Origin of the sequence: Streptosporangium sp. 'caverna' (genome assembly GCF_003203775.1) — a bacterium.
In the GTDB taxonomy this organism is placed as follows: Bacteria; Actinomycetota; Actinomycetes; order Streptosporangiales; family Streptosporangiaceae; genus Streptosporangium; species Streptosporangium subroseum.
Genome location: NZ_CP029711.1, coordinates 2,519,261 through 2,541,238 on the forward strand (window position 1 = coordinate 2,519,261; position 21,978 = coordinate 2,541,238).

The following is a 21,978-nucleotide window of genomic DNA, read 5'->3' on the forward strand; positions in this document are numbered from 1 at the left end:
CAGACGGGTGGAGGCGTGGGCGGGGTTGGGCTTGACCAGGCGGGCGGAGACGTGAGCGGACGCGCGGGCGGGAACGGTGAGCTTGCGAACGCGGGCTCCGAGCCGGGAGGCGAGGAGATCGCGAGCCGGGTCAGGGTGCGGAACCTCGCGGTCGTGCTGGAACGGCGGAGCGTGCTGTCCGGCATCGACCTCGACGTCCGCGACGGCGACTGGCTGGCCGTCATCGGGGCGAACGGCGCGGGCAAGTCCACGCTGCTCAAGGCCATGGCCGGGGTGCTGCCCTGCTCGGGCGAGGTGCTCATCGACGACGCGCCGGTCCGGCGGCTCAAGCCCAGGGACCGGGCCCGGCTGATCGCCTATGCCCCGCAGTCTCCCGCGTTGCCGGTCGACATGACCGTGTTCGACTACGCCCTGCTGGGCCGCACGCCGTACATCCCCTATCTGGGCCGTGAGAGCCGCCACGACCGTGAGGTGACGGCCTCGGTGCTGGACCGGCTCGACCTGTCGCCCTTCGCCTCCCGCACGCTCGGCCACCTGTCGGGCGGCGAGCGGCAGCGCGTCGTGCTCGCCAGGGCACTGGTCCAGCAGGCCCCCGTGCTCCTGCTCGACGAGCCCACGACCGCCCTGGATCTGGGGCACCAGCAGCAGGTGCTGGAGCTCGTGGACCGGCTCCGGCTGGCCGACGGTCTGACCGTCGTCACGACCCTGCACGACCTGAGCCTGGCCGGTCAGTACGCCGACTCGATGACGCTGCTCTCGGGCGGCCGGGTCGCGGCCGCCGGCACCCCGGCCGAGGTGCTGACCGGGGAGCTGATCGGCGAACACTTCGACGCGCGCGTCCGCGTCGCGACCGGTCCCGGGGGCCGGCCCGAGGTCCACCTGGAGCGCCCTTGAAACTCACCTACCGCGACGAGGACGGGGCCAGGCTGGGATCGCTGCTGTGGGAGTTCGGTCCCGGACGGCGGGCCATCTCCTCGGCGATGCTCGGCGGCGGCATCGGCCCGGCGGAGTGGGCGCTGAACGCCCAGGTGGTCGCCGGCTACTCCCGGATGGACCCGGTGGACCACCTGCTCGAGATGGCCCCCGCCGGGCCCGGCGTCGGCATGCTCACCGCGGCCTCGGTCGACCGCTTCGTCCGGGCGGACGACGGGGGAGCGGAGGCGGCGGCGACCGTCGGCCTGCGCGTCCCCACCTGGGCCGCGGCCCCCGACGGCGTCCCCGACCCCGAGCTCGCGCCCCTGTACGTCCCGGGCACGATCAACATCATCGTCGCCGTGCCGGTCGCCATGAGTGACGCCGCCCTGGTCAACGCGGTCATGACGGTGACCGAGGCCAAGTCCCAGGCGCTGGCGGAGGCCGGTTTCGCCTGCACGGGCACGGCCTCCGACGCCGTCTGCGTCGCCGTACGGGATCACGGACCCGAGGAGCTCTTCGGCGGCCCCCGTTCCACCTGGGGCGCCCGCATCGCCCGCGCGGTCCACACCGCCGTACTTCAGGGTGCCCAAGCCTGTGCGAATCGTGATCAATCAATTACATAAGGTAGTGGAATCGCGGGAAGTAGCATGTGAGTGAGGGCAGGACTCCCGATACTGAGCAGGTGACCGTAATGGCAACGACGGAGCCGACGACCAAGCGGACGGTCCTCCAAGGAGAGCCGCCGTTCACCGTCGACGACCTGCTCACGTTTCCCGACGACGGAAACCGCTACGAGCTCTTCAACGGGAGCCTACTGGTGAGTCCCTCGCCCACGCCTATGCATCAGTATGCGAGCCTGCGCCTTGTGCGGATCCTCGAAGATGCCGCACCGCCGGAGTTTCAGCCGCTGCAGGAGGTCAATCTCCGGGTGGGCCCCCGTGACTTCCTCATCCCCGACCTCGTGGTGGTGCCGACGGAGGCCCTCGACAGGACGGAGCTGATGTTCGCGCTGAACGACATCCTGCTGGCCGTCGAGATGGTCAGCCCGAGCACTCAGACGCGAGACCGTCACATCAAGAGGTCCGTCTACGCCGCCGCGGGCATTCCCGCCTACTGGCGGATCGAGCTCTCCGAGGGGCCGTCCCTCTACGTCCACGAGCTCGCCGGCGAGGAGTACAAGCCCGCCGAGAAGCATGAGGCGGGAGAGATCGCGACCCTGCTCGCGCCCTTCGAGATGAGCTTCGATCCCGCAGTGCTCGTTCGGCCCCGTGCCTAGCGCGGTGATGCGGGTGCGTCCGCCGCGTTCGGGGCGTCGTGCCTTCGGCCGGCGGCTCCGGCAGGGCGGCGACTGAAAACCGGGTCGCCGTCCCCGCCGTGAACGGCAGGCGGTTCTCCTGGCACGCCGTTGTCCGAGCGTGATCTATCCGGCTCACCTGACTGTTCACGTGATGGTTGTACGACATGGGTAGAAGTGGGCGATTTTTCGCTTTTGTACCTACTTGTGCTAGTTTATTGCGACGCAAGGCCGTTGTCCCGCCGGAGCTGTTCAGAGGGGTGCGATGGCTGAGGATGGCTTTGTGGTGTTGTTGCCGAGAGGGCGCGCATTCTCGCCGGATCGGGCACGCGAAGCATAGACTTTGCGCATCTGCTCACGGCGGGGTGCGGATGAAGCGAAAGACCGTGAATGTCAAGGGGAAAAGCCGGGTGAAGGTTCCCAAGCTGTTACCTTTCGCAGGTAAGCGCGGGAAGAAACCCAATTCTTCGGGCTCAGACGGTTCACTTATTCGCTGCTCTTTGCGACCCTTGTCCTATCCCCTGTAGGGAGTGGCGATGCGGCGGTTCGGTTCGTTCCTGGCGTTGGTCGGAGGCCTGTCACTCGCGGTGGCCGCGGTGACCCCCGCGCTCGCCCACGAGCATCCCAGTGGAATCACCGATCTGGTGACCCCCGCGGTGGTCCGGATCGAGGCCACGGCGAAGATCAAGGTCACCCTGCTCGACCACATCGGCGAACTGCTCCACGTGGAGCGTTCCTACGATGTGCCGATCGGCACCGGCACCGGCACGGTCGTCAATCCCGAGGGCGCCATGGTCACCCTCACCCGGGTGGTCAAGAACGACCTCGACCTCGAGGTGTACGCCGCCAACAAGATCTTCGCCGCGCACCACAAGGTCAAGATTCCCGCGGACTTCGAGCGGCACACCCTCAAGGACGAGCAGCTCAACCACCACCTGCAGGAGTGCTACCCGCCCAAGCAGCCCACCGCCACCTGCATCTTCGACGTCACCACCGACCTCAGGGTCTTCCCCAACATCGCCCCTGCCGACAAGGAGGGGTTCAAGGCCGAGATCGTCCGCACGGGTGACAAGCCCGACAGCCCCGCCGTGCTGAGGCCCGTCGGGCGCGCCGACGGTGGTGCGGGCCTGCCCACGGCGCCGCTCGCCACCGTGGTGCCCACCAAGGACGCCTCGCCGGTGGCGGTCGCCGGGTTCACCGGGCGACCCGCCGCGAACCTCCCGGAGACCGTGGACATCGGTCACCTGCGGGCGGGGGGCGCCGGTGAGAGCGGCCGGCAGTTCAGGGATCCGGAGAGCAAGGTCAACGAGCCGGAGAAGCTGGGGGCCCTCGTCGACAGGGGGCTGATCGGCGGGCCGGTGATCGAGGACAAGAAGGGCGAGGTCGTCGGGCTGCTGGTCGGCGGGGGCAAGGACGCCAGGATGATCGGCATCCGGGAGGTCACCAAGGCGCTGGCCGAGGCCGACGTCGCCCCCAGACGCGGCCCGATCGACGCCGCCTTCGAGCAGGCGCTGACCCGCTTCCACACCCATTACTACGGGGCCGCGGTCCCCGCCTTCCAGCGGGTCCTTGACCTCTATCCGGGCCACACCGTGGCCGCCGCGCACCTGAAGACGTCCCAGCAGAAGCGCGGCACCGCCGAGGACGCGGGGACCAAGGGAGCCACCGCCGTCGCCGACACGGGAGAGACGCCGCTCTGGCCGCTTCTCGTCGCCGGGGCCGTGCTCGTGGGGGTCGTGGTGGTGTGCGCGCTGCTGCTCTGGCGCCGCAGGTCGTCCGCACCGGATTCCCCGGAGAGTCCGCCCGCGCCGACCAGGCCTCCCCTGACCAACCCGCCCGCGCAGACCAGGCCTCCCCTGACCAATCCGCCGTCCGCTCCGCCGGGACCGGCGTTAGACGAGAAGGCCGACGCCACGATCGTGGTCGGCCGTTCCTTCCCCGCGCTGCCCAGGACCCCCACCTCGCCGGGCCAGCCGGTGCTGGTCGCGAAGGGGCCCGACACCAAGAGGGAGCCCGGCAGCAAACCGGCCGACACGCCCACGCAGCAGAAATACTGCACCGGTTGCGGGATGGGCCTCGGCCCCGCCCACAGCTTCTGCGGATACTGCGGCCAGTCTGTCAAGACGTGATGTCCATGAATGACAGGGCGCTGATCGGGCGGGAGGTGGCCGGTTACTACATCGAGGACCTCATCGGCAAGGGCGGCATGGCCGTGGTCTACCTCGCGGTGGACCCCCGGCTCAACCGTCGCGTCGCACTGAAGATCCTCAACCCGCTGCTCGGGGAGGACGACCGGTTCCGCCAGCGCTTCGTCCTGGAGTCGCGGACGGTCGCGAGCATGGACCACCCCAACATCATCCCGATCTACGAGGCCGACAGCGCCGACGACGGCACCCTGTACATCGCGATGCGCTACGTGGACGGCCCCGACCTGCGCAAGATCTTCTACGACCGCGGGCCGATGACGGTGAGCCAGGTCAACCGGATCTTCGCCCAGGTGGCCGCCGCGCTGGACACCGCTCACGCGCACGATCTGATCCACCGTGACGTCAAGCCCGCCAACATCCTGATCGCCGCTCACACCGAAGGCGACCACGCCTATCTCACCGACTTCGGCATCACCAAGCACCGCACCTCGCTCTCCGGGCTGACCCAGACCGACCAGTTCATCGGCACGCCCCGCTACATGGCGCCCGAGCAGATCAACAAGGAGCGCATCGACGGCCGCTGCGACCAGTACGCCCTGGCCTGCGTGGTCTATGAGGCGCTGGCAGGGCAGCTGCCGTTCCAGCGCGACAACGAGATCGCACTGCTCTGGGCGCATCTGGCGGAGGCGCCCACGCCGCTCACCACGCTCCGGCCCGACCTCCCGCTGGAGGTCGACGGCGTCATGATGCGGGCGCTGGCCAAATCGCCCGAACAGCGCTACGACACCTGCGCGCAGTTCATCGCCGAGCTGCGTGACGCGATCAGCGGAACGAGTCAGCCCTACGAGTTCGCCAGGGTGGCGCCGACCGAGGAGGCGAGGAGGAGACAGCCCAAGCCCGGCGGCGGCAAGGGCATTCTCATCGGTGCCGCGGTGGCGATCGTGACGATCATCGCGCTGGTCGCGGTGCTCGCGACGGTCCTGCGGGGCGGCGACGACTGGACGGCCCAGAAGGGCTCGGCCGCCGTGCCGATCGCGTTCGAACATCCCGCCGACTGGACGCTGCAGCAGCAGGCGGACGTGTTCGTGGTGGCCTCGCCGCACGCGGACGAGTTCCGGACGCTCTTCGCCACGCCGGTCACCGCCGACTGGGCGAACGCGAACGAGACCATCAAGAACACGCCGGAGGAGGCCACCGGCTTCTACGCGCAGACACTGGACACGCTTGATCCCCGGGGCGGGGCGCAGCAGCTGCAGGAGACCCTGCAGTCCTCGCTGCCGGGCAAGGTCAGCGTCTTCTCCGAAGTGGTCCAGGTGAGCGTGGGCGGGCAGCCCGCCGTACGGCTGGAGGGGTCGATCGCCGACCCGCAGCGTGGTGGCCAGCTCGACTTCACGGGGTGGGCGGTGGAGCGGGCGGACGAACCCGCTCTGGTGATCTACTTCTGCGCGCCCAGCCGGTGTGACAACGCGCTGGCCAACCGGTTCATCCGGAGCGTGTCCTTCCCGACGTAGCGATCCTCCGGCCCGTGGAAGAAGTGCCGGTCCTTTCGGCCCGTGCCTTCGGGAGCGGTTATTGGGCTTGGTCGTCCCAAAGAACGGCTATCGGATGAAATATGCCATTTTGGGGGTAATGGCTTTTGTCTCACCTGTGGGCGGATTTTCGGGATAGCCCGTCCCGTACGCATGAAGGAAATGCGGCTTTAGTCCCAAATGCGGCGGTTCTTTAGTCTCCGGACGCGGCGGTTCCTTCTCTCCTTTCGATACCTCCGCACGGCGTCGAAATCCGAGCTCACCGGTTGCGCGATTATCGCTCTCGGGCGCCGAGGCAGGGGGCGGCTCGTTCAGGGGGTTCGGGCCGGGCGGAGGCCGTTCATGACGATGGCGACCAGATCGTCCACAAAGCCGGGCGGGACCTGGACCGAGGCCGCGGTGGGGTCGAAGAGCATGGGGGGCAGGACCAGCTCGTGACAGGCGCCGACGATCATCGTGGCGGCGGCCTCGACGCTGACGCCCTGGGCGATGCGGCCGAGATCCTGCTCGGCGCGCAGGTAGCCGGCCAGGTGCGCCCGCAGCCCCAGCCCGTCTCCGACGGGACTGGGCATGCCGGCGAACAGGGCGAGGACCTCGGGCCGGCCGAGCAGACCCGCGAAGGCGGGCAGGATGGCGGTGTGCAGGGCCACGCCGTGGGTGAGGTAGGCGCGCAGGTTGGCCTCGACGGTGCCGCTGCCGGCCTTGCCGGGCAGCTCGCCCAGCTCGCGCTCCACGGTCTGGACGTGGGCGTGCAGGGCGAGCGCGAGGAGCTCCTCCTTGCCCGCGAAGTGGTTGTAGAGCACGCCGTCGGCGACCTGGGCCTCCCGGGCGATGTCGCGCACGGTGAGGCCGACGGTGCCGCGCAGGGCTATGAGGCGTTCGGCGGCGGAGATCAGGTGCTCGCGCAGGCTCTGACCGCCGCCGTCACGCAGGACGGCTGCTTTTCTCGGTGACATCACATGCATCGTATGAGTGCCACGGCCCGCGCGTCGCCCGGCAGGCGATGAGGGTGCGCCGCGCAGCCGTGCGGTGTCGGGTTCCTCCGCGTATGGTCCGCGTCGTCGCGTGGCGGGTGGCGGTGACGACCCAGGCGGCGCCGCGTAGCCGTGCGGTGTCGGGCTCCTCTGTGTACGGTCCGCGTCGTCGCCTGGCGGTTGGTCAGGGGCGGGTGGCGGTGACGACCCACGCGGCGCCGCGTAGCCGTGCGGTGTCGGGTTCCTCTGTGTACGGTCCGCGTCGTCGCCTGGCGGTTGGTCAGGGGTGGGTGGCGGTGACGAGCCACGCGGCGCCGCGCAGCCGTACGGCGTCGGGCTCCTCGTAGGGCCGCATCGCCGCCGTGAGCGCGTCACGGGCCCGGGCGGCGGCGGTCTGGTCGACCTGGCCGAGCATGTGGCGGACGGGGCCCCAGGCTTGGAGGAACCCGGCCGCGTCCGCGGCGTCCTTACCCCATACCTGGGGCGCCTCGACGGGCACCGAGGTCACCTTCTCGTAGCCGGCGCCGGTGAGCACCTCGCGGATGCGGGCCGGGTCGGCCAGCGACTCCGGCCCGTCGGAGGCGGGCCACAGGGAGTCCGGAGGCAGGTGTTCGGCCATCGCCGCGAAGGCGGCGCCCAGGTCGTTGTCGCTCATGTCCCGCAGGGCCAGGAAGACGAGGCGGCCTCCCGGTCGCAGCGCGTGGCCGATGTTGGCGAACGCGGCGACCGGGTCGGCGAAGAACATGATCCCGAAGCGGCTGACCGCCACGTCGAAGCCCGCGGCGGGGAAGGGGTGGATCTGGGCGTCTCCCTGCTCGAAGGTCACGTTGGCGACCCCCTCGTCGGCGGCGGTGGCGCGTGCCCGCTGGAGCATCGGCGCCGACAGGTCGATCCCCGCGGCGTGCCCGAGCCGCGCCCGCCGGGCGGCCAGCCGGGTCACCTGCCCGTTTCCGCACCCGATGTCGAGCACCCGGTCCCGCTCGCCGATGGCGGCCGCCGCGAGCAGATGGTCGTTGAATCCGCTGTTCACGGCGTCGTAGCGGTCCTGGTGATCGGCCCAGTGGTTGCCCTCGTAGCCGTTCCACGCCTCGGCCTGCTCGGTGTTGACGATGGAATGCATCATTTCCTCCTGCGGGCACGATCGAATGGTTCCGTCGGCCTCGGGGTCTCGATTAGGTTGTGCCTCTATTATGAACACACGTTCATGAATACATGTTCATAATGGTGTACGGGGCCGGGAGTGTCAACGGGACACAAAAATCAGGAGGCCCTGGGCGGACGGTTCGTCCGGCCCGGACGGCGCGCGCCGCGAAAGGCGAGGGCCGCACGCCGGTTTGCCCGCGTTTACATCCGTTGAACGACCGTTATCGCAGGTCGGCGAGATATCACCGATGGGGGTCCAGGGCGGTCCAACTGCCACAAACTGGATATATGAGCAAACCGATGACAGAAAGCAACGGTAGGAACGCCGCCGCTCACGGGCTTCTCGAAGACAAGGTGGCACTGGTCAGCGGGGCGGGGCGGGGCATCGGCGCCGCCGCCGCACGGCTCTTCGCCCGGGAGGGCGCGTCGGTCGTGCTGACCTCACGCACCGAGTCCGAGCTGAGCGACGTGGTCGACGAGATCCGGGCGGCCGGAGGCACCGCCGACTACGTGGTGGCCGACATGGCCGACGCGGAGAGCATCCAGAACGCGGTCGACACGGTGGTGGAGCGCCACGGGCGCCTCGACGTCGCCTTCAACAACGCCGGAGTGTCCATTTCCCACGTACCTCTGGCCGAGGTGCCCGACAACGACTTCGACCGGGTCACCTCGATCGACTACAAGGGCGTCTGGCTGGCCATGGTGGCGGAGATCAAGGCGATGCGCGCGACGGCCGGGGGCGGGGCGATCGTCAACAACAGCAGTACCGCCGGCCTCAGGGCCAGCGCGAAGCTGGGGCCGTACTCCGCCTCCAAGCGGGCGGTGAACAGCCTCACCGAAACCGCCGCCGTCGAGTACGGGCCCGAAGGCATCCGGGTCAACGCCATCGCTCCGGGCACCACCAGGACCGCGATGTTCCAGCGGCTGGTCGCGGAGGAACCCACCATCGTCGAGGAGTTCAGCACCGGCACTCCGCTGCGCCGCGTCGCCGACCCGGAGGAGGTCGCCGAAGCGGCCGCCTGGCTGCTGAGCGACCGCGCCTCGTACGTCACCGGCGCGGTCGTGCCCGTCGACGGCGGCCTCACGATATGAGTCCCTGCCGGGATCGAGGTTCGCGTCCGGCCGTCAGGTGGGCAGTCGCAGGCCGGTGCTCGCCGAGAAGAGCTGTTCCTTGCCCGGCACGATCCGCAGGAGGACGCGGGCGCCCTTGGACGGCGGCGCGGTGGGGTCGACCCGGGCGATGACGGTCTGCTCACGGAGAGCCGGATCGGTCGCGTCGGCGTACTGGCCGTAGAGGAAGGCGTCCGAGCCGAGCTCCTCGACGACGGTGACGGTGACCGGGAAGGTCGTGTGGTCCTTGTCGGCGTCGCCGACCACCTCGACGGCCTCGGGCCGGAAGCCCAGGATGACGCGGTCGGTGCCCTCGTCCTTGAGCGCCTTGAGCGTCTCGCGAGTCAGCCGCGTCCGCGTCCCACCGGAGAGGACCGCCTCCTCGCCCTCGACGCGGTATTCGGCCAGGTTCATCGACGGGGAGCCGATGAAGCCGGCGACGAAGACGTTGGCCGGCTGCTGGTAGAGGCGCAGCGGCGTGTCGACCTGCTGCAGGAGCCCGTCCTTGAGGACCGCGACCCGGTCGCCCATCGTCATGGCCTCGACCTGGTCGTGGGTCACGTAGACGGTCGTCGTCCCGAGCCGGCGCTGCAGGGCGGCGACCTGGGTTCGGGTCTGCACGCGCAGCTTGGCGTCCAGGTTGGACAGCGGCTCGTCCATCAGGAACACCTTCGGCTCGCGCACGATCGCCCTGCCCATGGCCACGCGTTGCCGCTGGCCGCCGGAGAGCGCCTTGGGCTTGCGGTCGAGGAACTCCTCCAGATCCAGCAGGCGGGCCGCCTCGAGAACCCGGCGGTCGCGCTCGTCCTTGGGAACCTTGATCACCCGCAGGGCGAAGCCCATGTTGTCGGCCACCGACATGTGCGGGTAGAGCGCGTAGTTCTGGAACACCATCGCGATGTCCCGGTCGCGCGGCGGCAGGTGGGTGACGTCACGCTCGCCGATGGCGATGCGCCCGCCGTCGACCCTCTCCAGCCCGGCGAGCATGCGCAGGGAGGTGGACTTCCCGCAGCCGGAGGGACCGACGAGGACCAGGAACTCGCCGTCGGCGATGTCGAGGTCGAGGGCGTCCACCGCGGGCTGCGTGGACCCGGGGTAAACGCGGGTCGCCTCGTCGTAAAGGACTCTGGCCATGTCATCACTCCTGCGGTTGTACGACTGCCTTGACCAATCCGGGGTCGCGGGTCCCCGCCGTGAGCGCCTGCTCGACCTCGGCCAGGCCGTAGTGGCCGGTGACCAGGGCGTCCAGCTGAACGCGTCCCGAGACGACCAGCTCGATGGCCGTCGGCCAGGTGTTCGCGTAGCGGAACGTGCCCGTCACCTCGAGCTCACGCGTCTGCACGTGCGCCAGCGGCAGCGGGATCTCGTCCCCGCCCATGCCGACGAGGACGACCCGGCCGGCCCGCTCGACCGAGCGGACGGCCTCCCCGATGGCGGCGGGATGACCCGAGCATTCGAGCAGTACGTCGGGGCCGAACGCGGCATCGGCCAGGCGGTCCTCCCGTACGTCGAGGGTCGCGCTCGCCCCCAGGTCGCGGGCCAGCCCGAGCCGGACGGGGTTGACATCGGTGATCATGACGTCGGTGGCGCCGAAGGCCCGGGCGGCCTGCAGGCAGAGCAGCCCGACCGGGCCCGCGCCGGTGACGAGCACGCGGGTGCCCGGCCCGACCCGTGCCTTCCCGCAGGACCACACGCCCACCGACAGCGGCTCGATCAGGGCGGCGGCGTCATCGGACAGGGCGTCGGGGACGGGGTGGGCGAACTCCTCGTGCACGACGACGTACTCGCAGAAGGCGCCGTCGATCGGAGGGGTGCCGAAGAACCGCATCCGCGGGCAGAGGTTGTAGCGACCGGCCCGGCACTGCGGGCAGATGAGGTCGGGCATTCCCGGCTCCAGCGAGACGCGCTGCCCCAGGCGGTGACGGCCGGCCCCGGCCCCGGTGGCGACCACCGTCCCGGAGGGCTCGTGGCCGAGCACCAGCGGTGACTCCACCACGAAGTCGCCGATCCGCCCGTGCTCGTAGTAGTGCACGTCGGAACCGCACGTCCCGACCGAGGAGACCCGTACGAGCACTTCCTGCGGGCCGGGCTCGGGCCGGGGCCGTTCCTCCAACGTGATCTTTCCCACGCCGTGCAGCACGGCCGCGCGCATGGTGTGCTCGCGCGTGGCCCTCCTTTCGCCTCCTCGCCGGTGTTGGGACCGAGGATGAACGTTGTGCGAGGTCATGGCCCACGCTCCTACTCTCCGGTGACGGCGCCGAGGGTGAGCCCGGTGACCAGCCAGCGGCGCACGGCGAGCCCGGCGAGCATCATCGGCACGACCACGATCGTGCCGATGGCGGTGAGCTGGCCCCAGTCGATGCCCGTCTGCGTGACCAGCTGGGAGGCGGCGATGGGCAGCGTTTGGGAGTTGGGACCGGAGAAGACCACGGCGAACGCGTAGTCGTTCCAGGCGAAGACCAGGCAGAGCACGAAGGTGGTGACCAGCCCCGACTTGGTCAGCGGCAGGATGACCGTGCGGAAGGCCTGCCAGCGGGTGCAGCCGGCGACGAGCGCCGACTCCTCCAGGGAGGCCGGCACCTCGGCGAAGAACGCGCTCATCAGCCAGATGGCGAACGGCAGGTTGAAGGTCAGGTAGGCCAGCACCAGGCCGGGAATCGAGTCGATCAGGCCGAGCCCGCGGAAGATCAGGAACAGCGGGACCACGACCGCCGCGATGGGCGCCATGCGGGTCGAGATGATCCAGAAGGCCAGGTGTTTCTTTCCGCGCATCTGGGTCCGCGCCAGGCCGTAGCCGGCGAGTGCGCCCAGGCAGACCGCGAGCAGCGCGGAGATCCCGGCGGCGAGCACGCTGTGCCAGATGTAGGGGCCGAGGTTGTTCGAGCCGGTGAACAGGTTGCGGTAGTTGTCCATGGTCGGCGTGAACAGGACCTGCGGCGTGGCCGAGGTCACGTCCGTGCGGTTCTTGAACGACGACAGCAGCATCCAGAGCAGCGGGACCAGCGTCCAGAGCAGGGCCACCGCGAGAAGAAGCCCCACCACCCACCGCGAGCGCCGGCTGCTCTCCTCCAGCGGGGACTGCGGCACCCCCGGCGGGGCGGCGAGGACCCCGTGCCCGTTCCCCCGTACGGCCTGATCGGGGCCTGCCTGCCGGGGTACGGACGACCGCGGCGTCATCGAGGTGCTCATCGGGCCGGCCCCCCTTCCCGTGCGGCCTGCCGGGGTACGGATGATCGTGATCTCATCGGGTCAACCCCCTGGTGTCCAGCAGCCGGACGAAGGTGCGGGCGATGAAGATCGAGAAGGCCAGCATCGCCAGGCCGATGGCGGCGGCGTAGCCGAGGTCGAAGAAGCGGAACGCGGTCTCATACAGCCGGATGGGGACGATCTTGGTCGCGTCCGCGGGGCCGCCGTTGGTGGTGACCCAGATGATGTCGAAGTAGCGGATGGCGTCCATCGAGCGGATGAGCAGGGCGACCAGCAGCACGTTGGCGATCGCGGGGAAGATGATGTACCGCAGCGTCATCCAGGCCGGGGCGCCGTCGACGGCGGCGGCCTCCCGCACCGACTGCGGCACGCTGGACAGGCCGGCCAGGGTGATCAGGGCGATCAGCGGGGTCCACTCCCACACGTCCATCAGCACGACGGCGGCGAAGGCGCCGGTGGGGCTGCCGAGGATGTCGCCGGTGTAGCCGAGGGAGCGCAGCACCCACGCGTAGAGCCCGAAGGTGGAGTCGGTGAGGTAGCGGCCCAGCAGGCCGACGATCACGGGCGCGGCGAACATCGGCAGCAGCAGCAGGCTGAGCAGGACGTTACGGCCGCGCAGCACCCGGTACAGGCACAGCGCGATGCCCACCCCCAGCGCCATCTCCAGCCCGACGGTGAGCACGAAGTAGATGATCGTGCGGAGCCACGACATCCACATGTCGGCGTCGGTGAAGAAGCGCACCCAGTTGGTGATGCCCACCACTTCGAGCCGGACCCCGCCCAGCAGCAGGACGCGGGAGAAGCTCATCGCGATCAGGGCGAGGAAGGGCACGATCGACAGCGCGGCCAGCAGGATCAGGCCGGGCGTCATCATCCTGCCCTCGAAGCCGAAGCGCGGCTCCTTGGGAGCGGTGCGCTGCGGCCGGGTGGCCTGGCGGAGCACCGGTGAGGAGTCTGCGGCATGCGCCATCAGGCCACCCACCCCCGTTCCACGATCTGGTCCACCCGATCCTTGATCGAACGCATCGCCTCCTCGGGCGGCACCGATCCGGTGAGCATCCGGGACAGCTGCGTGAAGATCGCGGTGTTGCACTCGTTCCACATCGGGATCTTGGGCCGGAGGCCGATCTTGTCGGGCTTCCAGGCCTGCCGCACCGCGGCGGCCGTGAGCATGTTGGGCATCGACGAGGGCCGCTTCTCGGCCGCGCGCACCTCTGGCAGCTCGTAGACGGAGGTACGCGTCGGGGTGCCCCCACCGGCCTTGCTCTTGAGGTTGGCGAGCTGCGTCTGGGGCGAGGTGGCCCAGACGATGAACAGCCAGGCCGCCCCACGCTCGTTGGGCATCGTGTTCCCGCTGATCGCCACCCCCGTGCCCCCGTACATGTTGGCAGTGCCGCCCGGGCCCTTGGGCAGCGGCGAGTAGTCGACCTTGCCGGGCAGCACCTCCTCGTTGCTGGCCGCGTACTCGTGCCAGTTGGGGCACATCGCCAGCCGTCCCGCGCGGAACGCGGCGCCCAGGCCGTCCCAGTCCCACGTCTTCGAGGCGGGGTCGGCGATGCCGAGCAGCCGGTTGTAGAACTCCGCGCCCGTGATCGCGGCGTCGGAGTCGATCCGGCACGGACCGGGGCTCCGCGACCCCATGCGCCCGACTTCCTTGCCGTTGTCGAAGTAGTCGCCCCCGTAGGACCAGAGCACGTTGCTGAAGTCGTTCATCAGGGAGTCGTGCTGGCGGCCCTGGTGCCCGGTGCCGTACGCGACGTCCGACGTGGCGTTCTTGTTGAACCACTCGGCGATCCTGAAGTACTCCTCCCACGTCCGGTCGCCGCTCGGCTGGGGGTCGAAGCCGAGGTCGTTCGTCATGCGGTCGCGGTATCTGTCGAACAGGTCGCGCCGGTACTGCCAGATCATCGTCGGGGCGTCGTACGGCAGGGCGTAGACGGGCGCGGACTCGACGAACCGGCCGGCGGCGTCCAGCTGGGTGGGGATGAAGTCGGTGAGGCCGAGGGGCAGGTCCGGCAGGTTCGGATCGGCCTGCAACGAGCGCAGGTCCACCAGCCCCCGCTGGTACGGCGCGAGCACCTGGTAGGGGTCGGCGTAGACCACCTGGTACTGGGCCCGGCCCGAGGCCAGGTCGAGGGCGACCCGCTGGACCAGCGCGGTCAGCTCCAGCGTCACGATGTTGACGTTGATCCCCGTCAGGTCGGTGAACGGGCGGAGGTTCGCGGCGATGGCCGCGGTGGGAGCGGTGTTCTCCGAGATGAAGTTCAGGGTGGCGCCCTTGAACTGCCGCCACTCGTCGCCGCCGGCGACGCGCGCCACGTCGCTGTGGGAACCGCAGGAGCTCAGGCTCCCGGCCAGTGTGAGGGAGGCTCCGGTGGCCAGTGCGCCACGGAGAACGTCACGCCTGCTCGGCTGAGGCTGAGATGGATGGTCGCTCACTGCACCTCCCGACACCGCAGGTCAGGGCAACGACGATAGTTTTATCCCATTTATGCAGTTATATCGCGAAAGTATTGATTTAAACATATATGTGATGTTTTGTCCCAAAAATGTGGGGCCTTGGTTTTCATTGAGAAGTGACGGCGGGGTTTGTTGAACCGAGGAGTGGCGGCGGGTTCGTTGAACGCGCTCGATCGAATGGAGCCGTGCTTTGCCTTGCTTGCACCGTTATGGGTTGGTCGGGAAACCGCAGCACCTTCCATGACGCACAGACAACGTCCTTGGGATCGGTGGCTGACTCCTTGATGGATAGCCTCGAAAGAACGCCGTCGAGGCTCAGACCCGACGGGATGCCGCCTGAGGCGCCGCGACGTTGCCATCCCGACCACGTCGGGGCCTCCGCGGGCCGATGCCTCGTCCCCCGACCAGCGAAAGGCCATTGTCATGTCCAATCCTTGGGAGACCAAGAACCGACTGTGCGAAGCGGTCAATGCTCACGATCTGCACCGAGTGATCGAGTGCTACAGCCCGGACGCCGTCCTTGTCGGGCCGGCGGGCATAGCAGAAGGGCATGAGCAGATCGCCTGGTACTACGAGCAGCTCTTCAAGAGCTTCCCGGACTTTCACCAGACGGCGTGGTTCGAGGTCGCCTGCGACGAGCCCGCGGTCACGGAATGGACGATCACCGGCACCCACATGGGGCCTCTCCTCCTGCCCGGCGGGCGCGAACTGGAGGGAACCGGCCGTCGCATCACGGTCCGCGCCTCCTGCGCGGCCCACGTCGCCAACGACATGATCGTCACGCACCGGGAATACTTCGATCAGCTGGAGCTGTACAGCCAGCTCGGCTTCGGCCTGACCAGGCTTGACGGCTTCGCCGTGTAGGTCGAGGTGGGTCGGGCGCTCATCGCCAGGCCGAAGGCCGCGTTCAGCTCGCGCTGGGGACGGTGACGTTCCTTTCCCTGAAGTTGTAGCCGTTCTTCGAGGCGTTCTCCCGCAGGGACTCGAAGGATTTCATGCTGGCGTCGAGGTCGGCCTGGGTGGCGGTGCCGTTCTTCAGCTTGCCGAGCAGGTTGTCGAAGCTGTCGCTGACCGCCCTGGTCCCCTTGCACAACGTCGGGTTGGCCATGGCGAAGCGCCTGGCGACCTTCAGCTCGTGAAGGGTGAAGGCACCGGCCGCGGCCGCCTTCAGGAAGTTCCGCTTCCGTCTCTGCGCCCCGCGTTCGAAGCCGCCGCTCCGCAGCGGCTTGTAGATGTAGCGATAGAAGGCGCCGAGGGCGAGGCCCGCGTGCAGTGCGAAACGCGTCTTGGCGAACGGCCTGGCGTTGGCGGTGGCCGGGCACTCCCCGTCGTACTCCTGGTCGGCTTCCGCCGCCGGTGCACCCGCGGCGGGCGGGACGCCGGGGTCCGGTAGATCGGGCGCGGGCGCAGAGTTCCTGGTCGCCACGATCTCGGGATTCGCGGTGGTCGTCTGGTCGCCGGCGCAGCCGCCGAGCAGCGTCACGGCCAGCAATGCCGCCGCCGGGACGGCAACGGACCGGGCACCCCGTACAGGCATTTTTCCCCCTGAAGAACTTCAGGCGCTCCGATTCGCACCTTCCCTCACCGCCGTACCCTTCGTATCCGAATAGACACATTCTGTGAGCAAGGTGATTTCCGGAGACGCCTGGCCGGCCAGGCGGGATTCCGGGTCCGGGGCTACCGGTCGGGGGCCTGGTCGTCTCCGGAGAGTCCGGTGAGGAATCGCCGGACCGCCCGGGGGCTGCGCAACAGGCGGAGGTCCGCGTGGGGAGCGTGCGCGGTGATCGCCTGTGCCAACCGGGGGAGGCCGCGTCGCCGGTAGGCCCACACCCAGCGCCAGAAGTCGGCGCGTTCGCGGCCTCGCCGGATCGCCTGCCAGGCGCATCGGGGAAAGGAGAAGTCCAGTACGACAATGGTGTCGGCCGCGCGGAGCCGCACGTCGAGGGCGCTGTCGTAGGGTCCGAGGTCGCCATCGAGGATCCAGGCGTCCCGCTGGACCAGCTCCCGCTGACGAGCCGCCCATCGGGCGGGAGCCGTCGCGGTGAGATCGGGCTGCCAGAACAGCGTGTCCAGCTCGATGACGGGCAACTCCGTCACGTCGCCCAGACGGCGGGCGAGAGTCGATTTGCCCGCGCCGCCCCGACCGAGGATCACCACTCGTCTCACGCTTCCATGATGCCCCGGGGGCGGTGCTCCGCACCGGGCCGCCGCCCCGCCGGCGCATGGACTTCTCCTCCTGCTGCCACGTCGCGTGATCGTCGAAATCGACGGAGTTCACGAGGAATCTCGACGGGACGCCGTAGGCTGTCTTAACGATCATTTGTTTTCGACCTGTGCAGGAGCCCCCGTTGCCGGACATTTCTCCCATCACGGATGAAATATGGGCCAAGCTGGACACTTCCGTGGCCCATTCCGCGCGACTGTGGAACTACCTGCTCGGCGGGAAGGACAACTTCGCCGCCGATCGCGAGGCCGCGGAACAGGTGCTCGCCTTCATGCCGGAGCTGGTGCAGTCGGCTCGGTTCAACCGGGAGTTCCTGGGTCGCGCGGTGCGGCATCTTGCCGGTGAGGCCGGTGTCCGGCAGTTCCTCGACATCGGCACCGGGCTACCCACCGCCGACAACACCCACGAGGTCGCGCAGGCGACCGCTCCCGACTCCCGGGTCGTCTACGTGGACAACGACCCGATGGTCCTGGTGCACGCCCGGACACTGCTGACGAGCAGTCCCGAGGGAGCCACCGACTATCTCGACGCGGACGTCCGCGACCCGGGCCGGATCCTGGCGGAGGCCCGCAGAACGCTGGACTTCGATCAGCCGATCGCGGTCATGCTGCTCGGCATCGTCAACTTCGTCATCGACGACGAAGAGGCTTACGAGATCGTCCGGACGCTGATGGACGCGGTGCCCGCCGGCAGCTACCTGGTGATGTCCCACCCGACCCGTGAGGTCAACGCCGAGGCCGTCGACCGGGCTCTTGAGATGTGGAACGACGGCGGCTCCGCCAAGATGGCCGTCCGTACGCCGCAGCAGATCACCCGTTTCTTCGACGGCCTCGACCTGCTCGATCCTGGCCTGGTCACCTGCTCGCGGTGGCGTCCGGACGGTAACGACACCACACCGACGTCCGAGTTCGGCGCGGTCGGTCGCAAGAGCGGCTGACCCTCCAGCCACTCCCGCGACGCCGTATACCGTCGTGCGCGGCCCACGTCTCCGGATCGTTTGCGACGGCGTCGAGGTCGGCCGCGACCGACTGCTCGCCGGGGTGCCCGGCGGATGGGCCGGCGCCGATCCGCCGGGCACCCCCCCCGCATTTAGGGGCAGGTGGTCAGAAGGATGGAGACGACGGTGCAGGTGGCTGAGGCCTTGTCATTGGCCGGGTTGGGGTCGGCGGGCGCGGAGGTGGTGCGCGTGCCGGTGACCGTGACCTGGCCGAGGGAGAGCAGCCGCAGAGGCAGGCGGAAGGTCTTGCTCGCGCTTGCGCCGCTGGCGATCGCGCCATAGGCGCAGGTGACCGACCCGGCGGCGCTGGTGCATCCGGCTGCCAGGTTGGTGGCGATCTTGCCCGGCGGCAGGGTCGCGGTGAGGGTGGCGGAGGTGACCGCGTTTGGGCCGGTGTTGTGGGCGGTCAGGGTGTAGCTGAGGTAGGGCGCCAGGATGCCCAGGTGCGGCTGTGCGCCGAAATTGACGTCGATGTCGGCGGCGGGCGGCGTGTTGACGGTGGTGTTTTCGGCGTCGGTGTTGTTGGCCGGGGTGGGGTCGGTTTTGGTGCCGGTGACCGCGGAGGTTGCGGTCAGGGTGCCGGTGGCGGTGGGCTTGACCGTGACGGTCACCGTGGCCGAGGCGCTATTGGCCAGCACGCCGATCGGGCAGGTGATGGTCGGCGCGGCGATGGCGCACGAGCCTTGGGAAGCGGCGGCGGAAACGATGGTGCGGGCCGTACCGGACAGGGCGGTGGACAGGCTCACCCCGGTGGCGGCGTCGGGCCCGTTGTTGGTGATGGTCGCGGTGTAGGTGAAGGTGCCGCCCTGGCTGACGGGATCGGCCGAGTCGGCGACGGTGACGCGGAGGTCGGTGGATGGCGCGGCGCCAGGTGTGGCGAAGGCCACCGCGTAGGGGAAGTCGCCGACGGCGATGGTGGCGGTTACGGCGTTGGTGGCGGTGTCGATCACCGAGACGTTGTCGTCGCCGCTGTTGGCGGCGTAGACGTGGGCGCCGTCCGAGGCCACAGCCAGCCCGTACGGGCTGTCGCCGACGCTGAAGGCGGTGGTGACGGTGTTGGTGGCGGTGTCGATCACCGAGATGGTGCCGGAGGCGACGTTGCCGACGTAGGCATGGCTGCCGTCCGGGGTCAGTGCGACCGTGAAGGGGGCGTATTCGACGTCGACGTTGGCGACCACGGTGTTGGTGGCGGTGTCGATCACCGACACGGTGGCCGAGTTCTGGTTGACGCTGTAGACGCGGCTGCCGTCCGGGGATGCCGCGACCCCGTTCGGGGCTTGGCCGACCGGGACGGTGGCGGTGACCGTGTTGGTGGCGGTGTCGATCACCGACACCGAGTCGGAATCGTGGTTGGAGACATAGACGCGGCTGCCGTCCGGGGACACCGCGACCCCAAACGGGACCGTGCCGACGGCGATGGTGGCGGTGACGGTGTCGGTGGCGGTGTCGATCACCGAGACGCTGCTGCCGCCGCCGTTGGCGACGTAGACGCGGCTGCCGTCCGGGGACACTGCCGCGCCCGCCGGGCTTGCGCCGACGGTGATGGTGGCGGTGACGGTGTTGGTGGCGGTGTCGATCACCGAGACGGTGCCGCCGCCGCTGTTGGTGATGTAGACGCGGCTGCCGTCCGGGGATGCCGCGACCCCGTTCGGGGCTTGGCCGACCGGGACGGTGGCGGTGACGGCGTTGGTGGCGGTATCGACGACCGACACGGTTCCCGCGGCAAGGTTGGCGACGTAGGCGAAGGTCTGAGCGGCCGCGTGCGCGGGCAGGGTGGTGAGGCCGGTCATGGCTAGGGCGGTCAGCAGCGCGCACAGGGCTGCCATCGTGCGTCGTCGTAAGGGCGTGACGACGTGCGTGGTGGAAAGCATGAAGTTCCTCAGGGTGAGTCGAAGGATGATGCCGCGCGCGATGACGCCTTCATGCGCCTGGGTGCCCCGTCCACCCTCGCCCGCGCTGGAACCGGCCCAGATCAGGCGGCGGGACCGGCCCGCCGTACGCGTCGTGGCCGTTGACGCGTGACCAAACGCTGAACGTCGCGGTATCGGGGAGGGCTTCGTGCTCGACGTAACCTCATCTGCTCTCCCGTCGGTTGTGGCAGGTCCACACACCCGACGCGCGACAGAGCACGTGACAGAGAGTAATAAGTGTAGAACCTTCGGTCATTTACCTACATTGCCGCCCTCGGCTCGGCAACCGCGTGGCCTATACCGGACAGTTTCTGCGACTGACTGGACACGTACGGTTACTGCCGGAATGTTGCCGGTTTGGCGCATGCGGCCACTTATCGCGCGAGGCGGGTATGTGCGCGCCGTTGTGACCGCCTCGCCCGCAACTCCATGACCTTGATCCAGGGCCACTGTCGCCGCCGTCCCGACACCGGCCTACGATCCTGCTATGTACAACGATGGTCTGGTGGCGTGTACCGACACAGAGCTGATCATTGGGCGCTACTACTTCCCGTGGGGGTCCGCCAAGCGGATTCCACTCTCTGCCATCCGAGGGCTGAGCTGGGTGCCGCTACCGAACGGCAGCTGGCGGATCTGGGGCTCTGGCGACTTCGTGCACTGGTTCAACCTGGACTCCGGCCGACCGCAGAAGAAGGCCGCGCTCATGATCGACCTGGGTCGAAGGGTCGTACCAGTGATCACGCCTGACGAGCCGGGCCGGCTCGTCGAGGAACTCACCGCCCGCGGGATCGCCACCGGTGGAAACTTCCCGCAGGGCCCCACCGGGCTCGCCTGACCGGGAGAATCGGCGTCCTGTCGGCGCATGGGAGATGAAGATGTCAGACCGGGTGGTCATCGCGGCTTTCTCGCCGCCCGGACGATCTTCCTGATCAGTCCGTCGTACTTCTCGCCGGTCGCGTTCCGGAGGCCGGCGTGGTGGCGGCTTCGGTCGAACCCGGGGAGGTCCGCGTCTTCGATCACCTGGACGCAGAGTCCGTTGACATCGCCCTCGACCGGCTCGACCAGCCCGGTGAGTGACCTCTCCTCTCTGATCCGCTCCCCGGAAAATCCTCGACCACCCTCCGTCGTGATCAGGACGCGGAGCGGGTGGCCGCCGCGAGGGTGTGAATCTCCTCGATGATCGCGGGCCAGAGCTCGCGGGGGAGGTGGTGGCCCATTCCCGGGTAGAGCACCAGGCGCGCGCCGGGGATGGCGTCGGCGGTGGCCTTCGCCGCGCTCGGCCGTACCATCGGGTCGGCCTCGCCGTGCAGGACGAGCGTGGGGATCCGCAGCCCGGCGAGCCGGGAGGTGAGATCACCCGTCGCTCCGAACGCCGCCGAGTGGCGCATCATGCCGTCCTCGCGGGGATCGCGGTCATAGGACAGCGTGGCGAGTTCCCGTATCTCCGCCTCGTCGAGTGGGTAGACGGGGGAGCCGATGAGGCTCATGGCGTCGACGAGCCGGTCCCCGGCGCCTTCCCTGCCGGGGGTGCGGCGTCGCAGGGCCGCTCGCAGGAAGAGCCGGGCCACGGTCCGCATGTTCGACCTGCCGCGGCCCCAGCCCGGTTGGCTCATCATCGAGGTGAGGGTGCGCACGCGTGAGGGGTGGCGGAGCGCGGCGACCTGGGCGATGACCCCGCCCATGGACACTCCGACCAGGTGGGCGCCTTCCCAGCCGAGCGCGTCCATCACCGCGACGGCGTCGTCGGCCATGTCCTCCAGCCGGTAGGAGGCGACCTTCCCGGCGCGGAACCAGTCCTTCAGCAGGTGGGGCTGCCCGGTGAAGTGTGTGGACAGCCCGGTGTCCCGGTTGTCGAAGCGGGCCACCGCGAAGCCCCGGTCGGCCAGCGCGGCACAGAGGTCATCGGGCCACGCCACCATCTGCATGGCGTTCCCCGCGATCAGCAGGAGTGGCTCGCCATTCAGAGAACCGAACGTTTCGTAGGCGATCTGGACGTCGCCGTTGCGCGCCATGGCGATAGACATGGTTGGTACCTCCGCCCGTTTGGCAATGCACTTGCATTGTAAAA

20 protein-coding genes are annotated in these 21,978 nt (G+C 69.1%); 9 read left to right on the forward strand and 11 right to left on the reverse strand.

The window, feature by feature from the left end:
- Positions 1–51 precede the first annotated feature (51 nt).
- From DKM19_RS11095 to DKM19_RS11115, 5 genes are all read left to right on the forward strand, one after another.
- On the forward strand, positions 52–894 hold the full coding sequence (locus DKM19_RS11095; RefSeq protein WP_239514193.1) for an ABC transporter ATP-binding protein: 843 nt from the start codon (positions 52–54) through the stop codon (positions 892–894).
- Complete coding sequence (locus tag DKM19_RS11100; protein ID WP_110695626.1) at positions 891–1,538, forward strand: adenosylcobinamide amidohydrolase; 648 nt, start codon at positions 891–893, stop codon at positions 1,536–1,538. Before DKM19_RS11095 ends, DKM19_RS11100 begins: the two co-directional genes overlap by 4 nt.
- Positions 1,539–1,606: 68 nt before the next feature.
- Positions 1,607–2,191 carry a Uma2 family endonuclease gene (locus DKM19_RS11105; RefSeq protein ID WP_110695627.1) on the forward strand — a complete coding sequence of 195 codons (585 nt, stop codon included), beginning with the start codon at positions 1,607–1,609 and terminating at the stop codon, positions 2,189–2,191.
- Positions 2,192–2,745: 554 nt separating this feature from the next.
- The gene (locus DKM19_RS11110; RefSeq protein WP_110695628.1) at positions 2,746–4,338 is read left to right on the forward strand and encodes a S1C family serine protease; all 1,593 of its coding nucleotides are present in this window, start codon (positions 2,746–2,748) and stop codon (positions 4,336–4,338) included.
- 5 nt (positions 4,339–4,343) lie between these two features.
- Entirely contained in the window at positions 4,344–5,867 is a 1,524-nt protein-coding gene (locus tag DKM19_RS11115) for a serine/threonine-protein kinase (protein ID WP_239514194.1), read from the forward strand.
- A 329-nt stretch (positions 5,868–6,196) separates the two neighbouring features.
- Here the strand turns inward: DKM19_RS11115 and DKM19_RS11120 are convergent, their stop codons facing one another.
- Positions 6,197–6,841, reverse strand: a complete 645-nt coding sequence (locus tag DKM19_RS11120; protein ID WP_110695630.1) for a TetR/AcrR family transcriptional regulator — start codon at positions 6,839–6,841, stop codon at positions 6,197–6,199.
- Positions 6,842–7,139: 298 nt separating this feature from the next.
- Entirely contained in the window at positions 7,140–7,979 is an 840-nt protein-coding gene (locus DKM19_RS11125; RefSeq protein ID WP_110695631.1) for a class I SAM-dependent methyltransferase, read from the reverse strand.
- 323 nt (positions 7,980–8,302) lie between these two features.
- On the opposite strand from DKM19_RS11125, the gene DKM19_RS11130 reads away from it, so the two are divergent.
- Positions 8,303–9,094, forward strand: a complete 792-nt coding sequence (locus DKM19_RS11130) for an SDR family NAD(P)-dependent oxidoreductase (protein ID WP_204358750.1) — start codon at positions 8,303–8,305, stop codon at positions 9,092–9,094.
- A 33-nt stretch (positions 9,095–9,127) separates the two neighbouring features.
- Here DKM19_RS11130 and DKM19_RS11135 read toward each other — a convergent pair whose 3' ends face one another.
- From DKM19_RS11135 to DKM19_RS11155, 5 genes are all read right to left on the reverse strand, one after another.
- Positions 9,128–10,246, reverse strand: coding sequence for an ABC transporter ATP-binding protein (locus tag DKM19_RS11135; RefSeq protein WP_110695633.1), 1,119 nt, complete (start codon positions 10,244–10,246; stop codon positions 9,128–9,130).
- Positions 10,247–10,250: 4 nt separating this feature from the next.
- Entirely contained in the window at positions 10,251–11,264 is a 1,014-nt protein-coding gene (locus DKM19_RS11140) for an NAD(P)-dependent alcohol dehydrogenase (protein WP_110695634.1), read from the reverse strand.
- Positions 11,265–11,350: 86 nt separating this feature from the next.
- Entirely contained in the window at positions 11,351–12,301 is a 951-nt protein-coding gene (locus DKM19_RS11145; protein WP_110695635.1) for a carbohydrate ABC transporter permease, read from the reverse strand.
- A gap of 52 nt (positions 12,302–12,353) precedes the next feature.
- The gene (locus DKM19_RS11150) at positions 12,354–13,289 is read right to left on the reverse strand and encodes a carbohydrate ABC transporter permease (RefSeq protein WP_110705645.1); all 936 of its coding nucleotides are present in this window, start codon (positions 13,287–13,289) and stop codon (positions 12,354–12,356) included.
- Complete coding sequence (locus tag DKM19_RS11155; RefSeq protein ID WP_110695636.1) at positions 13,289–14,758, reverse strand: extracellular solute-binding protein; 1,470 nt, start codon at positions 14,756–14,758, stop codon at positions 13,289–13,291. Before DKM19_RS11155 ends, DKM19_RS11150 begins: the two co-directional genes overlap by 1 nt.
- Positions 14,759–15,202: 444 nt before the next feature.
- Between DKM19_RS11155 and DKM19_RS11160 the strand changes: the two genes are divergently transcribed.
- The gene (locus tag DKM19_RS11160; protein ID WP_239514195.1) at positions 15,203–15,643 is read left to right on the forward strand and encodes an ester cyclase; all 441 of its coding nucleotides are present in this window, start codon (positions 15,203–15,205) and stop codon (positions 15,641–15,643) included.
- A gap of 43 nt (positions 15,644–15,686) precedes the next feature.
- Here DKM19_RS11160 and DKM19_RS11165 read toward each other — a convergent pair whose 3' ends face one another.
- Together DKM19_RS11165 and DKM19_RS11170 are read right to left on the reverse strand one after the other, a co-directional pair.
- Positions 15,687–16,316, reverse strand: a complete 630-nt coding sequence (locus tag DKM19_RS11165; RefSeq protein ID WP_110695638.1) for a hypothetical protein — start codon at positions 16,314–16,316, stop codon at positions 15,687–15,689.
- A gap of 140 nt (positions 16,317–16,456) precedes the next feature.
- Complete coding sequence (locus DKM19_RS11170) at positions 16,457–16,945, reverse strand: adenylate kinase (RefSeq protein ID WP_110695639.1); 489 nt, start codon at positions 16,943–16,945, stop codon at positions 16,457–16,459.
- Between the two features lie 191 nt (positions 16,946–17,136).
- Between DKM19_RS11170 and DKM19_RS11175 the strand changes: the two genes are divergently transcribed.
- Positions 17,137–17,940 carry an SAM-dependent methyltransferase gene (locus DKM19_RS11175; protein ID WP_369990473.1) on the forward strand — a complete coding sequence of 268 codons (804 nt, stop codon included), beginning with the start codon at positions 17,137–17,139 and terminating at the stop codon, positions 17,938–17,940.
- Between the two features lie 152 nt (positions 17,941–18,092).
- Here DKM19_RS11175 and DKM19_RS11180 read toward each other — a convergent pair whose 3' ends face one another.
- Positions 18,093–19,871, reverse strand: a complete 1,779-nt coding sequence (locus DKM19_RS11180; protein ID WP_204358752.1) for a beta-propeller fold lactonase family protein — start codon at positions 19,869–19,871, stop codon at positions 18,093–18,095.
- 526 nt (positions 19,872–20,397) lie between these two features.
- Here DKM19_RS11180 and DKM19_RS11185 point away from each other — a divergent pair.
- A complete protein-coding gene (locus DKM19_RS11185) occupies positions 20,398–20,745 on the forward strand; it encodes a hypothetical protein (protein WP_110695642.1) in 348 nt (115 codons plus the stop codon).
- Between the two features lie 295 nt (positions 20,746–21,040).
- On the opposite strand, the gene DKM19_RS11190 is transcribed toward DKM19_RS11185, so the two are convergent.
- Positions 21,041–21,934, reverse strand: a complete 894-nt coding sequence (locus tag DKM19_RS11190; protein WP_110695643.1) for an alpha/beta fold hydrolase — start codon at positions 21,932–21,934, stop codon at positions 21,041–21,043.
- Between the last annotated feature and the right edge of the window lie 44 nt (positions 21,935–21,978).

Coding starts and splice junctions, on each gene's coding strand:
- DKM19_RS11105 (WP_110695627.1), top strand. CDS start 1,607: ATGGCAACGACGGAGCCGACGACCAAGCGGACGGTCCTCCAAGGAGAG.
- DKM19_RS11110 (WP_110695628.1), top strand. CDS start 2,746: ATGCGGCGGTTCGGTTCGTTCCTGGCGTTGGTCGGAGGCCTGTCACTC.
- DKM19_RS11115 (WP_239514194.1), top strand. CDS start 4,344: ATGAATGACAGGGCGCTGATCGGGCGGGAGGTGGCCGGTTACTACATC.
- DKM19_RS11120 (WP_110695630.1), bottom strand. CDS start 6,841: ATGTCACCGAGAAAAGCAGCCGTCCTGCGTGACGGCGGCGGTCAGAGC.
- DKM19_RS11125 (WP_110695631.1), bottom strand. CDS start 7,979: ATGCATTCCATCGTCAACACCGAGCAGGCCGAGGCGTGGAACGGCTAC.
- DKM19_RS11130 (WP_204358750.1), top strand. CDS start 8,303: ATGACAGAAAGCAACGGTAGGAACGCCGCCGCTCACGGGCTTCTCGAA.
- DKM19_RS11135 (WP_110695633.1), bottom strand. CDS start 10,246: ATGGCCAGAGTCCTTTACGACGAGGCGACCCGCGTTTACCCCGGGTCC.
- DKM19_RS11140 (WP_110695634.1), bottom strand. CDS start 11,264: ATGCGCGCGGCCGTGCTGCACGGCGTGGGAAAGATCACGTTGGAGGAA.
- DKM19_RS11145 (WP_110695635.1), bottom strand. CDS start 12,301: ATGAGCACCTCGATGACGCCGCGGTCGTCCGTACCCCGGCAGGCAGGC.
- DKM19_RS11150 (WP_110705645.1), bottom strand. CDS start 13,289: ATGGCGCATGCCGCAGACTCCTCACCGGTGCTCCGCCAGGCCACCCGG.
- DKM19_RS11160 (WP_239514195.1), top strand. CDS start 15,203: ATGTCCAATCCTTGGGAGACCAAGAACCGACTGTGCGAAGCGGTCAAT.
- DKM19_RS11165 (WP_110695638.1), bottom strand. CDS start 16,316: ATGCCTGTACGGGGTGCCCGGTCCGTTGCCGTCCCGGCGGCGGCATTG.
- DKM19_RS11180 (WP_204358752.1), bottom strand. CDS start 19,871: ATGCTTTCCACCACGCACGTCGTCACGCCCTTACGACGACGCACGATG.
- DKM19_RS11185 (WP_110695642.1), top strand. CDS start 20,398: ATGTACAACGATGGTCTGGTGGCGTGTACCGACACAGAGCTGATCATT.
- DKM19_RS11190 (WP_110695643.1), bottom strand. CDS start 21,934: ATGTCTATCGCCATGGCGCGCAACGGCGACGTCCAGATCGCCTACGAA.